The organism is Nannocystis pusilla (assembly GCF_026626665.1).
Classification (GTDB): domain Bacteria; phylum Myxococcota_A; class Polyangia; order Nannocystales; family Nannocystaceae; genus Nannocystis; species Nannocystis pusilla.
Genome location: NZ_JAPNKE010000002.1, coordinates 10,075,038 through 10,086,940 on the forward strand (window position 1 = coordinate 10,075,038; position 11,903 = coordinate 10,086,940).

The following is an 11,903-nucleotide window of genomic DNA, read 5'->3' on the forward strand; positions in this document are numbered from 1 at the left end:
CAGGTCGCGCGACCTCGGCGCGCGCGCGAATCGACCTGTCCTTCAGACCAGGTTGAGCGGGACGTCGGCCCGCGCGCAGCCGCGCCGCGGGCGCGCGCTTGCGCGGATGTTCAGTCCCACATGGCGCCGATTTCTTGCCCACACATGGGGCGCCTGATAGTCGCCAGGCTCGCTCCCTTCGCCATGGGTCTCTTCAACAACAGCCCTCGCGCGAACGCCGCGCCGGCGCGCAAGCAGAACCGACGGGTGCAGCAAGCGCGGCCGCGGCCCGTGCCTGCGCCCACGCCGGTCGCGCGCAAGCCCGCAGTGACTGCGAGCCGGGCGGGCGCGCGGGTCAATCGCCGCGTCGACGCGCCGCGGGCCGGGGCCAAGCCGGCGATCCACGTGCCGCGGGCGGGCCTGAAGAACCTCGTCGCCGCGGTCCCGCGGGTCGGCGCGCGCGGCCGCCGGCTGCTGAGCCTCGCCGCTCGCCTGGCGGTCGCGGTGACCCTGGCCTGGGGCGTGCTGCTCGCGGTCCAGGCCAGCTACCAGTTCGTGACCACCTCGGCCCGCTTCGAGGCCAAGTCGCTGGTCTACCAGGCGACGCCACATGTCCCGGTGGACAGGTTGCAGTCGCTGCTCGGGCTCGAGCCCGGCACCAACATCCTCGCCGTCGACACCGACGCGCTGCAGGCCAAGATCGCCGCCGAGCCGTGGGTCAAGCGCGCCAGCGTGCAGCGCTCGCTGCCCGACACGCTGATCGTCGAGGTCGAAGAGCACGAGGCGGCGGCGGCGCTGCTGTCGGGCTACTTCTACCTGATCGACCGCGACGGGGTGCCGTTCAAGCGGCTCGAGGAGGGCGAGCGCGGCGAGCTGCCGGTGATCACCGGCGTCGACCGCGAGCAGCTGGTGGCCGGCGACGCGCGGGCGCAGTCGGCGATCCGCCGCGGCCTGGACGCGCTGACGGCCTACCAGCAGGTGCCGCGGCCGCGGCTGTCGGAGGTCCACGTCGACCAGGGCGGGGCGGTCGCGCTGTACACCGCCAAGACCGGCGCCGCGCTGCGGCTCGGGCGCGGCGACGTCGAGTCCAGGCTGGCCCGCTTCGACGCCCTGCGCGCGGCGCTGGGCGAGCGGGCCGAGCAGCTGGCGGTGGTCCACCTCGACCTCGACGCCGTCCCCGGCACGCCCGAGCGGGTGGTCGCCAGCTTCCTCGACGCCGAGGCCGAGGCGGCGGTGCTGGCCCGCGGGGCCGGCGCCCACAAGCCTGCCTCGAAGGACATTGCCCAAGAGCCAGCCGCTCCGGCGCCGCCGGCGAGCGGCCCGAGCAAGCCGGCCAAGAGCAAAGGCAAGAAGAAGAAGGCCGCCTCCGGCAACAAATTGCTTCCGGGATCCCGAAGTACGACTAGGAACGAGTCATGGCAGAAGTCGGAGAAGTGATCGTCGGACTCGACATCGGCACGACCAAGGTCGCCGCGATCATCGGCGAGGTGACCGAGAACGGCATCGACATCATCGGCGTCGGGACCTGTCCGTCGGAGGGGCTGCGCCAGGGCGTGGTGGTCAACATCGAGGCGACCACCAACAGCATCGCCCAGGCGGTCCAGGAGGCCGAGCAGATGGCCGCCGTCGAGGTCCAGTCGGTGTTCGTCGGCATCGCCGGCGGCCACATCCGCGGCTTTAGCAGCCTCGGCCAGGTCAGCATGCGCAACCGCGAGGTCACCGAGGCCGACGTCGCGCGGGTGCTCGAGCAGGCCAAGGCGGTCAACATCCCGCTCGACCGCCAGATCATCCACACCCTGCCGCTCGAGTACATGATCGACGGCCAGGGCCAGATCAAGGACCCGATCGGCATGAGCGGCGTGCGCATGGAGGCCCGCGCCCACGTCATCACCGCCGCCACGACCAGCGTCCAGAACATCATCAAGTGCTGTAACCGCGCCGGCCTCGACGTCGTCGAGGTCGTGCTGCAGCCGCTGGCCTCGGCGATCAGCGTGCTGCACGAGGACGAGCGCGAGCTCGGCGTGGTGCTCATCGACATCGGCGGCGGCACCACCGACCTGACCATCTACTCCGAGGGCACCAACGTGTTCACCTCGGTGATCGTCATGGGCGGCCACCGCATCACCCAGGACGTCGCCCACGGCCTGCACACCAGCGTGGCCGAGGCCGAGGCGATCAAGCGCCGCCACGGCTGCGCGCTCGTCAGCATGATCGAGGGCGACGCGGTGGTCGAGGTGGCCGGGGTCGGCCCGCGCCCGCCGCGGGCGTTCCCCGCCGCTTCCTCGGCGAGGTGATCGAGCCGCGCGTCGAGGAGATCCTGCTGATGGCGCAGGAGGAGCTGCTGAAGTCCGGGATGATGGAGATGGCCGGTTCAGGCATCGTCCTCACCGGCGGCGGCTCGCAGATGGAGGGCATGACCGAGATCGTCGAGGACGTGTTCCAGATGCCGGTCCGCCGCGGGGTGCCGGTCCACGGGGCCAGCTTCGGCCGCGGCCAGCCGTCGCTCACCGAAGGTGGCTTCGCCCAGGTCATCCAGGACCCCAAGTTCTCGACCGGCGTCGGCCTCGTGCTCTACGGCGCGGCCCACCAGCCGATGGCCGCCGTCGAGGTCCAGCAGCCCCGCGGCGAGCGCCGCCCGGGCATCGGCAAGCGCTTCGTCGGCTGGATGCGCGACATGTTCTGAAGCGCATGCCCCTCAGGGCATGTGCAGGAGGGCATGTCCGCATGGACATGCCCTTCAGTACATGATGACGACGAAGGTGGCGAGCGCGACGCCCAGCAGGATGACGAGCGCGGCGGTGATGTGGAGGCCGCGCTCGCCGGGCGGGCCGCGCTTCGGGTCGATGACCTTGGCGTAGGCGCGGACGCGGTGGTAGCCGATGATGGCGACGAGGCTGCCGGTGATCAGCAGGGCCGCGCCGGTCCAGCGCGACTGGCCGGCCGCGCGGACCTGCTCGTGGGTGGCGCGGCCGAGGGTGTCGAGGAACACCCCGAGCCGCGCGACCATCAGGCCGAAGCCCATCAGCGCGACCGCCGTGCGCAGCCACGCGAGCAGCGTGCGCTCGTTGGCGAGGCGGGCCTGCAGCAGCGCCGGTGGATCCTTGTCTTCGGGCATGGCGCGGGGAGCTTAGCGCATCACGGGGACGCCACGCCCGCGTCACGGCCGTGCAACTTGGTGAATCGCGCTCCATACGGCGTGTCCCGCGAGCGCCGCACGGACGAGCTCGCCGGCGCGGGCGTCTGCGTCGACGTCGTCGCCTCAATAGGTGACGCGCACGCCGAGGACCGGCAGGATCGGCACGCCGACGACCGCGCGCTGGCCGGAGAAGTCGTAGTTGTAGAGCACGCCCTCGGGGTTCTGGCGGTTGTAGAGGTTCTGCACGTCGAGGTACGCCGCCACCGTCGCGCGCTTGTAGATCCACGCGCGATCGATGCGGATGTCGAGCTGGTGGAACACCGGCAGGCGGGCGCTGTTGACCGGCCCGTCGAGCGGACGGATCCCCAGGCCCTCCTCGATCTGCGCCCCCACGCGCGGCGTGTAGGGCAGGCCCGTGACCACGCGGAAGCGGCCGGCGATCGTCCACCGCCGCGGCAGCTTGTAGCCGAGCAGCAGCACGAGGTTGTGCCGCTGGTCGAAGTCGGCCGGGAGGTCGGGCCGCACCGGCCGCCAGTCGGCGTAGCCGAGGCTCGAGCGCATGAAGGTGTAGGCGACCCACCCGAACAGACGCGCCGTGAGGTCGTGGCGCAGCATCGCCTCGAGGCCGTAGGTCTCGGTGACGATGTCGGGCGCCGTCGGATTCGTGGCCAGGCGCGGCAGGTTGTCGCGCACGTGGCGGTAGAAGACGGTGCCGTCGAAGCCGAGGGTGCCGGTGATGTCGACGTGGATGTTGGCGCTGAGCTGGGCGGCCCGCGCGGCGCCGACGCGGCCGTGCGGGTCGAACTCGAGCCGCGCGTCGAGGAAGCGCAGCGCGCCGGGCAGGACCAGCGGGCTGTAGCCGGCGATCGAGGTGGTGCCGCCGTAGGGGCTCTCCGAGTTGGAGATGAAGCCCGAGGTCTCCTCGTACTTGCGCTGGCTGGCCTGCGAGTAGAGGCCGGCGCCGAATTGCAGGGTCACGCGGTCGTGGGCGACGACGCGGGCCAGCACGCGCGGGTCGACGGCGAACGCGGCGTTGTCCTTGCCGGTGAACGCGTTGACGCGCAGGCCCGGGAACAGGGTGAAGCGCCCGCCGCCGAGCTGCGCCGACACGTACACGCCGCTGGTGGAGACGACCCCGCGGTCGCGGGTGTCGAAGTTCTGAGGGTCCGGCGGGACCCACTGCGACGGCTCGAAGTGCATCCGGGTGGTGTAGCGATCGATCTGCGTGTCGAGGCCGAGCGTCAGCATCAGCCGCCGCGACGGGCGGGCGGTCACCTCGGCGCGCAGCAGGCCGACGACGTCGCTCCGCCTCCGGTACAGCTCGTTGGTCTCGAACACGGTGCGGTCGAGCCGGACCGCCGGGGCGAGCAGGAAGTCCCAGGTGCCGTGGCGCTTGCGGTAGCTGAGGTCGAAGCGGTGGAAGCCGGCGCGCAGGGCGAAGTTCGAGCCGGGGCTGTAGGTCGAGTCGGGGTAGCGGATGTCGTCGGTGGCGCCGAGGACCCGCGCGGTGAGGGTGCCGCCGTTGCCGACCGGGTGGTCGAAGATCAATTGATAATCGTTGTAGCGCGGGCGGATGAATTGGTCGCCGCGCACGTCCGAGGGCAGGGCCTTGAGCACGAGGTCGAGGTAGCCGCGCTGGGCGGCCATCAGGAACGAGCCCTTGCCGAGCGGGCCCTCGACGAGGCCGCCGACCGAGGTGATGTCGAGCTTGGCGTGGCCGTGCAGGCCGTCGCGCCGGCCGACGCGCGGGGTCATGGTGACGACGCCGGCGACCGCGTTGCCGTAGTGGCTGGAGAAGCTGCCGGGGACGTACTGCAGGTCCTGCAGGACGCCGGTCTGGACCACGCTGGCGAGGCCGGGCACGTGGAAGGCGCGCGGCAGCGGGTGCTCGCCGAAGAACACCTGCGATTGATTGGGGTTGGCGCCGCGCAGCACCAGCAGGCCGAGGCCGCCGGGGGCGCGCGCCACTCCGGGCAAGTTCTGCAGCGCGCGCAGCGGGTCGCCCTGGCTGCCCGGGAGGCCCTGGATCTCGTCGGGAGCCAGGCGGGCGCTGAACGGGCTCGGGCGGACGGTCCGCTCCTGCTGGACGATCGTGCGATAGCTGCCGGTGCCCGCGGGTTGCAAGTAGATCACAGGCGGCTTGCGCCGGCGCCAGAACGGAGCGGTCGTCGGCTGCTCGAGGCGCTGGTGCTCGGCGGCGACGACGGTGAGGATGAAGTCCGGCGCCGGCAGGTCGGTGAGGATGAACCGGCCGTCGTCGCCCGACACGGCCTCGCGCGTCCACGCCGGCCCGCGGCGCGCGGTGGCGAAGACCTTGGCGCCGACGACCGGGGTGCGCTCGCCGGCGCTGCGCAGGGTGCCCTGGACGGTCGTTCGCGCGGCGCGCTCGCCAGCCGCGGGCGCGGCCTTCGACGGCGCCGGAGCGGCGGCGAGGACGACGAGGAGGGCCGCCGCGATCATGGGGTCTTGCCGGCGAAGTGCAGGCGGGCGAGCCCGACGCCGGCGCGATCGTCACGCGCCACGACGAAGACCGTCAGCGGCTCGGGGTGGTCGGACACGACCCATTCGATGTCGGCGTCGGGGTCGAAGCGGCTGGGCGAGTCGTACTGATCGACGACCGCGGACACGTACGCCTCGAGGTAGACCTGCTCGAACCCACGCAGCAGCTCGGTCGGCTCGGGGCCGGGGCCGTCGGGATCGTAGACGTCGACGTAGTCCTGCACGCCGCCGCCGATGAGCAGCGGCAGGACGGTGATGTGCTCGCCGGGCTCCACGATCACGGTGTCCTCGGGCTCGACGAGCAGCTCGATCCGGTCGGCGCCGCGCTCGCGACACGCGGAAGCCGACGATGTCGGGGTGAGTGTCGGGCGCCTGGGTGACGACCTCGAGCGGCAGCTCGCCGAGCTCCGGGGCGAACGGCAAGACGGCCCACAGCGGCCCGGGGAAGTGGACGTCGCGCCCGATCAGGCACTGCTCGAGGCCGACGTGCGGGCTCTTCTGGTAGCGCTCGACGCAGGTGGACGACGGGACCTCGGGGGTGCGACTGCCGATCGCCAGCAGCGACAGGCCGGCGAACGCGCTGTCGAGCGCGAGGGTGAAGGCGCCGGCGAAGCCGAAGCGGATCCTGTGGCCCTCGCCGAGGCGGCAGGCCCACGGGATGTCGAACGGCAGCGGCAGCGGGCAGTCGAGCAGCCCGTGGCCGCGGTTGTAGAACGCCTCGATGCAGCCGGGCCGCGTGCACGCCAGCCAGATCGGCGGCTGCACCTCGGTGTCCTCGGCGGCGGCGAACAGCCATTCGACCTCGACGGTGTCGAGCGGCAGCGCCGAGGCCCGCTGCTGACCGGGCGGCACCTGCAGCAGCGTCGAATAGCCGCCGGGCTCGACGACGGTCATGCGCGTGCCGAACAGCCTCGCGTCCTCGATCCACCAGTACGGCGCGAACGGGATGCAGGCGGCGCCGCACAGGATCGCGGCGCCCAGAGCCAGGGTGCGCATGCAGACCTCACCCTACTCGACGGGGCCTCCGCGTGCCACCGGCGGCGCTTTTGCGCATGCTTCGCGGCGTCAGTCCCAGCGGTCGAGCTTGTAGACGAGGCGCACGCCGCCCTTGCCGGCGACGCGGAAGGTGTAGTCCCAGGTGGTGCCCTTCTGCAGGCAGATCCCGCAGGCCTCGGCCTCGTCCTTGCCCGCGACGACGGCGCTCTTGGCGTAGGCCTCGAGGGTGCTGCGAATCTCGTGGTACTCGCTCTTGAGGAACGAGGGGAAGAAGCCGGCGCCGCCGGTGTACTCGAGGTCCTTCGCGCCCTTGAGGAGGAAGATGACCTTTTGGCCATGGTGCGGGAACTTGGCCGCGTCGCCCCACATCGACGGCTGATAGGTGACGGCCGTGACCGGGTGGAACTGGCCGGGCTTGAGGTTCCAGCGCGCAGGGGCGGAGCCGTCGACGTAGAGGTACCAGGTCACCGGATTGCGCGCGCCCTCGCGGTCCCACTGCACGATCGGCGGGGCGTCGGGGTTCTTGGCGGTCACGAGCCCGAGGTACGAGTCGGGGCGGTCGGGGACGAGGAACTCGAGGCCCTCGGCGGCCGGCAAGACGGTGCGCGAGAACTTGTCCCACGTCATGACGGTCGGCGGGACGTCGTGCCACGTGGTCGCGGAGGCCCGCTCGCGCAGGTGCGAGAAGACGCCCCGCTCCTGGCGCGCGGGCTTCTCCGGCGCCGGCACCCACAGCGGGACGATGTCGGACAGGCGAGCGAACCGCCGCTCGAGCGAGCCCGCGGCCCCGAGCTTGGCGACGATCTCCTCGGCGCGGGCGATGTTGCCGGCGCTCGGGGCCGCCGTCGGCCGCTGATAGGCGAGCGGGTGCATCTTGGCGTCGAAGCGGGCCTTGACGGCCTCGAACGAGAGGCCGGCGGCGAGGTCCTCGAGCAAGGTGCCGATCATCGTGCTGCGCACGCGCGGGAACCCGGCGGGCGCGGCGGCGACGGCCTGCCACACGAGGTTGTCGCGCGCGCGCTGGTTGGCGGTGGCGGCCAGCCGCTCGTGCAGCGCGAGCAGCCACGCGGCGACGCTGATGCACGCCTCCGAGCGGTAGAGCTTGTCGGTGGTGAGGAGCGCGTGGGCGTGGCGCACCAGCTCGAGCGGGAACTCGGCGAGGCCGCGCAGGAGGGTGTCACGGTCGACGCGCCGCTCGGCGGCCGCCTGCGAGGCGGTGCGCACCGGCGAGGCGCGGTAGAGGAGCGCCGGCGCGGGCTCGAGCGAGAGGTGCCACCAATCGCCGGTGCGCGGCTGCCCCCATTGCGGCCGCGACGACAGGAACACGCCGTCGATCGGGGCGCGCGTGACGGCCTGCGCCAGCGCAGCGACGGCCGCGACGTACGCCGGAGGCACGCCGGACGGGTCCCACAGCACCGAGACGAGCTCGCCGTCGTCGCCGACCCGCACGAGCCCGCCGTGCCGCGCGAAGAACCGGCGACACGCGGCGCAATCGTGCCACTGCCGCAGGGGCTCCGGGACGGCCGCGAGGAAGGTGCCCCACAGATCGCCGGCCGCGCTGGTGAACAGCGGCACGCCGCCCGCCGCCGTGGCGGCCTCGAAGCGCGCCCGCATCGCGGCGAGCAAGCTCCGTCCGTCCTCCTCGCGCTGGGTGTCGAAAGCAGTGGTGGCGGCGGTCGGGGCAGACATGGTGACGCCAGTCGAAGGTACGCGAAAACACAGGTGCCGCGGGGCGCGCGGGCGCGCGCCGGCAGGCGCAGGACGGGCGTGCGCGCACGCCGCGGGCCGGGAGGCGCTCGCGCCCGCGCGAGAAAAACGACCGAGGCGCCGGTTCGCGCGGCGCGGGCGGCGGCAGCGGCGGATTGCTGGCAGATCGCATATCGCCGGCTCGCGCGGCGCGGGCCGGACATTGATGCCACTGCGTGTTCGGGCCGATTCCTGCGGGCGTTCGTGGGGAAATGGGGCGGGCGGCCGCGCTGCCAATAGATTGGCAATCTGCCAAAAGGATAACCTCCGCGCCGTCACCGGCCGTGACCTCTGCTAATGCAACGGCGACCCAGAAACCCCGGCCCGTGACTCGCGGGCCCCGTCTCACCCGCACCCCCGAGGATCTGCCGATGCCGTTCACCCTCCCCGAACTGCCCTACGCCAAGGACGCGCTCGCCCCCCACATCAGCGCCGAGACGCTCGATTACCACCACGGCAAGCACCACGCCGCGTACGTCAACAACCTGAACAAGCTGCTCGAGGGCAAGCCCGAGGCGTCGCTGTCGCTCGAGGAGATCATCCAGCGCAGCGACGGAGGCGTGTTCAACAACGCGGCGCAGGTCTGGAACCACACGTTCTACTGGCACTCGATGCGGCCGAACGGCGGCGGGCGCCCGACCGGCGAGCTCGCGGCCGCGATCGACCGCGACTTCGGCTCGTACGAGAAGTTCCGCGAGCAGTTCGCCAACGCCGCGACGACGCAGTTCGGCTCCGGCTGGGCCTGGCTGGTGGTCGACAACGGCAAGCTGGCGGTCACCAAGACCGGCAACGCCGACCTGCCCCTCAAGCACGGCCAGAAGGCGCTGCTGACCATCGACGTGTGGGAGCACGCCTATTACATCGACTTCCGCAACGCGCGGCCGAAGTACATCGACACGTTCCTCGACCACCTGGTCAACTGGGACTTCGTCGCCGGCAACCTCAGCGGCCGCTGAGTCAGCCGACGAGGCGCGCGCGACGGGCGATGCCTCGCTCGTCTCGCGCGGCTCGCTCCGGCGTGAAGGAGACCCGCCGGGTCTCCGAGCCGGCCCGGGCGATTCTCCATGTGTTGCCAAATCATCGTAGCGCGCTCGTAGTTGCCCGTGCTCTGCACGGTACGATTCTCGGGTGAGGTGAACGGCGGAATGTGCCTTGTGGCGCCCGCGCTCGGGTTGCCGCGGATGCGGATCCGTCGTCGGAGCGTGCGTGTGCGTCCGTCGTAGAGATGTTCGCCTCGCTCGGGCGTCGAGCTTGGAGGTCTCCCTGCGACGCGGCGTCGCTCGACAGCCGGCCGGGGCTGTGTTGACCTTCGCGCCATGAAGCTCCCGTTCTCGCTCGAACTCAGTCCTCCTGGCGCCGTGATCGGCGATCCCCGCGTGCAGGCCGTGCTGAAGCGGCTGCACGGCGCGGCGGCCGGGCAGCGGCTGCAGATCGTCCGTCGCTTCGTGCCGGCGCTGCTGCGCGGCTCGCTGCTGCGGCGCCGGCCGAGCGCGGCGGAGATGTCCGAGATCGCCAAGGACCTGTACCTGCCGCTGTCGCCCGAGCAGGGGGCGCTGTGCTACCTGGTCGCGCGGGCCCTCGGCGCCCGCCGGATCGTCGAGTTCGGCACGTCGTTCGGGATCTCCACGATCTACTTCGCGGCCGCGGTGCGCGACAACGGCGGCGGGCTCGTGATCGGCACCGAGCTGGTGCCCGAGAAGGTCGCGCAGGCGCGGGCGAACCTCCGCGAGGCGGGGCTCGAGGCGTTCGCCGAGATCCGCGAGGGCGACGCGCTGCAGACGCTGCAGGGGCCGCTGGGCGCGATCGACATGATGCTGCTCGACGGCTGGAAGGACCTTTACCTGCCGATCATCCGCATGCTCGGCCCGCAGGTCCGCCCCGGCGGCGTGGTCATCGGCGACAACATCTTCACGTTCAAGCGGGACCTCGCGCCGTACGTCGCGTACATGCAAGACCCCGCCAACGGCTTCCGTTCGTCGACGCTCCACCTGGCCGACGGGACAGAATTTTCCGTCCGCGTGTGAGCGCTCCCCGGGCCTGCAGGCGGGGTCATCGGCGCGCGGCGATCGCCACGCGGTTCAGCGCGTTCATCAAGGCGATCGCCGTCGTCAGGTCGGAGGTCTCGCGCTCGCTGAAGTGCTCGGCGAGCGCGTCGTAGCTGGCGTCGGGCGCGTGGGTGTGGGCGATGTCCGTCACCGCCTCGACCCACTCGAGCGCCGCGCGCTCGCGGGGCGTGTAGGCCGTGCTCACGCGCCAGCCCGCGAGGACGTCGATGCGTCGGGTCGTCTCGCCGTCGTCGCGCAACGACTTCGAGTGCATCTCCAGACAATACGCGCAGCCGTTGATCTGCGACACCCGCAGGTACACGAGGTCGATCAGCGGCCGCCCGAGCGGACCGCGCAGGAGCGCGGCGTGGGCGCTGTAGAAGCCTTGCATCACCTCGGGCGAGAGCTGGGTGTAGTCGAACCGTTGCATCGTCATTCTTCATTCCTCCGGGAGTTGTCGGTCCAGCCACGCGCGGGCGCTCCGCTCCGCGGCCTGCACCGCGTCCGGGCCGCGCACGAGGCCCTCGAGCACCTGAAACTGGACGTCGTGGATCCCGATCACCGCCAGCACGTGGCGCAGGTACGGCGTGACGAAGTCGGGCTGGCGCGGGCCGTCGCCGGACACGAGGCCGCCGGCGCTGACGATCACGTAGGTGGGCCGGTCCGCCAGCAGGCCCTGCTTGCCCCGGGGCGTCAGCGCGAAGCTGCGGTGCGCCCGCACCACGTGATCGATCCACGCCTTCAGTGTGGATGGCACCGTGAAGTTGTGCATCGGCGTCGAGATCACCAGGCGGTCGGTCGCCTCGAGCTCGGCGATCAGCGCCTCCGAGCGCGTCAGCGCCTGTCGGTCCGCGGCGGTGCGGCGCGCCTCGGGCGTCTCCATCGCCTCGGCGTAGGCCGCGTCGATGTGCGGCAGCGGTTCGACGCCGATGGGCCGGACGATCAGGCGAGCGTCGGGCGAGCGCCGCAGCAGGCGCTCCACCACCATGCGACCGACCTGCCCGCTGCGAGAGGCCGAGCCGCGAGGGCTGGCGTCGATTGCGAGGATCGCCGGCATCTCAGACGAGGCTCCGGCCGAAGTGCATGCCGGCCGCCAGCAGGCCCTGGCGGAAGTAGAAGCGCTGCGCCAGCGGATTGCCCAGCCCGGTGTCGAGCACCAGCCGGGCGCAGCCGAGCCGGCGCGCCTCGTCGGCGACGGCGGTGAGCAGCCGCTCGCCGAGCTGTTCGCGACGGACGTCCTCTCGCACCACCAGGTCGTCGACGTAGACGAAGCGGCCGTAGATCAGGTTGTCCTGCTCGCGGTAGCCGGCGAGCCCGAGCGCTTCACCGCCGCGCCAGGCCGCCAGCAAGCGGTATCCCTGCGCCTGTTGGCGGCGGATCCGCGTCAGCAGCTCCTCGGCGTCGCGCAGGCCCGGTCGCAGGGCGACCATCGGCGTGTAGCAGGCGCGGAGCTCGTCGTCGTGCTCCGCGTGGCGCAGCGAGACCTCGTCGTTTGCGATCGT

At 71.9% G+C, this 11,903-nt stretch carries 10 protein-coding genes and 1 pseudogene; 4 read left to right on the plus strand and 7 right to left on the minus strand.

The window, feature by feature from the left end; translation table 11 throughout:
- The first annotated feature begins 183 nt into the window (after positions 1-183).
- Both OV079_RS44600 and ftsA read left to right on the plus strand, forming a co-directional pair.
- Entirely contained in the window at positions 184-1,416 is a 1,233-nt protein-coding gene (locus OV079_RS44600) for a cell division protein FtsQ/DivIB (protein WP_267775939.1), read from the plus strand.
- Positions 1,395-2,662, plus strand: a pseudogene (gene ftsA, locus OV079_RS44605) (cell division protein FtsA). The gene OV079_RS44600 and the pseudogene ftsA overlap by 22 nt, the downstream one beginning before the upstream one ends.
- 54 nt (positions 2,663-2,716) lie before the next feature.
- Here the strand turns inward: ftsA and OV079_RS44615 are convergent.
- The 4 genes from OV079_RS44615 to OV079_RS44630 all read right to left on the minus strand — a co-directional run bounded on the left by OV079_RS44615 (position 2,717) and on the right by OV079_RS44630 (position 8,299).
- A complete protein-coding gene (locus OV079_RS44615) occupies positions 2,717-3,094 on the minus strand; it encodes a YidH family protein (RefSeq protein WP_267775942.1) in 378 nt (125 codons plus the stop codon).
- A 144-nt stretch (positions 3,095-3,238) separates the two neighbouring features.
- Positions 3,239-5,575, minus strand: a complete 2,337-nt coding sequence (locus tag OV079_RS44620; RefSeq protein WP_267775943.1) for a TonB-dependent receptor — start codon at positions 5,573-5,575, stop codon at positions 3,239-3,241.
- A gap of 51 nt (positions 5,576-5,626) precedes the next feature.
- The gene (locus OV079_RS44625) at positions 5,627-6,610 is read right to left on the minus strand and encodes a hypothetical protein (RefSeq protein ID WP_267775945.1); all 984 of its coding nucleotides are present in this window, start codon (positions 6,608-6,610) and stop codon (positions 5,627-5,629) included.
- A gap of 69 nt (positions 6,611-6,679) precedes the next feature.
- Positions 6,680-8,299, minus strand: a complete 1,620-nt coding sequence (locus tag OV079_RS44630; protein ID WP_267775947.1) for a hypothetical protein — start codon at positions 8,297-8,299, stop codon at positions 6,680-6,682.
- A 428-nt stretch (positions 8,300-8,727) separates the two neighbouring features.
- On the opposite strand from OV079_RS44630, the gene OV079_RS44635 reads away from it, so the two are divergent.
- Positions 8,728-9,312 carry a superoxide dismutase gene (locus OV079_RS44635; protein WP_267778791.1) on the plus strand — a complete coding sequence of 195 codons (585 nt, stop codon included), beginning with the start codon at positions 8,728-8,730 and terminating at the stop codon, positions 9,310-9,312.
- Between the two features lie 360 nt (positions 9,313-9,672).
- Positions 9,673-10,380, plus strand: coding sequence for an O-methyltransferase (locus OV079_RS44640; protein WP_267775949.1), 708 nt, complete (start codon positions 9,673-9,675; stop codon positions 10,378-10,380).
- 25 nt (positions 10,381-10,405) lie between these two features.
- Here OV079_RS44640 and OV079_RS44645 read toward each other — a convergent pair whose 3' ends face one another.
- From OV079_RS44645 to OV079_RS44655, 3 genes are read right to left on the minus strand one after another with little or no spacing between them, the layout of a single operon-like run.
- A complete protein-coding gene (locus OV079_RS44645) occupies positions 10,406-10,837 on the minus strand; it encodes a carboxymuconolactone decarboxylase family protein (RefSeq protein WP_267775951.1) in 432 nt (143 codons plus the stop codon).
- A gap of 3 nt (positions 10,838-10,840) precedes the next feature.
- Complete coding sequence (locus OV079_RS44650; protein ID WP_267775953.1) at positions 10,841-11,458, minus strand: FMN-dependent NADH-azoreductase; 618 nt, start codon at positions 11,456-11,458, stop codon at positions 10,841-10,843.
- A 1-nt stretch (position 11,459) separates the two neighbouring features.
- Positions 11,460-11,831: a GNAT family N-acetyltransferase gene (locus tag OV079_RS44655; RefSeq protein WP_276604174.1), complete on the minus strand. Its 372-nt coding sequence runs from the start codon at positions 11,829-11,831 to the stop codon at positions 11,460-11,462.
- Positions 11,832-11,903 lie beyond the last annotated feature (72 nt).

Bases quoted from the DNA above. Each gene is read 5' to 3' on its own strand.
- OV079_RS44600 (WP_267775939.1), top strand. From the start codon at position 184: ATGGGTCTCTTCAACAACAGCCCTCGCGCGAACGCCGCGCCGGCGCGC.
- OV079_RS44615 (WP_267775942.1), bottom strand. From the start codon at position 3,094: ATGCCCGAAGACAAGGATCCACCGGCGCTGCTGCAGGCCCGCCTCGCC.
- OV079_RS44620 (WP_267775943.1), bottom strand. From the start codon at position 5,575: ATGATCGCGGCGGCCCTCCTCGTCGTCCTCGCCGCCGCTCCGGCGCCG.
- OV079_RS44625 (WP_267775945.1), bottom strand. From the start codon at position 6,610: ATGCGCACCCTGGCTCTGGGCGCCGCGATCCTGTGCGGCGCCGCCTGC.
- OV079_RS44630 (WP_267775947.1), bottom strand. From the start codon at position 8,299: ATGTCTGCCCCGACCGCCGCCACCACTGCTTTCGACACCCAGCGCGAG.
- OV079_RS44635 (WP_267778791.1), top strand. From the start codon at position 8,728: ATGCCGTTCACCCTCCCCGAACTGCCCTACGCCAAGGACGCGCTCGCC.
- OV079_RS44640 (WP_267775949.1), top strand. From the start codon at position 9,673: ATGAAGCTCCCGTTCTCGCTCGAACTCAGTCCTCCTGGCGCCGTGATC.
- OV079_RS44645 (WP_267775951.1), bottom strand. From the start codon at position 10,837: ATGACGATGCAACGGTTCGACTACACCCAGCTCTCGCCCGAGGTGATG.
- OV079_RS44650 (WP_267775953.1), bottom strand. From the start codon at position 11,458: ATGCCGGCGATCCTCGCAATCGACGCCAGCCCTCGCGGCTCGGCCTCT.
- OV079_RS44655 (WP_276604174.1), bottom strand. From the start codon at position 11,831: ATGGTCGCCCTGCGACCGGGCCTGCGCGACGCCGAGGAGCTGCTGACG.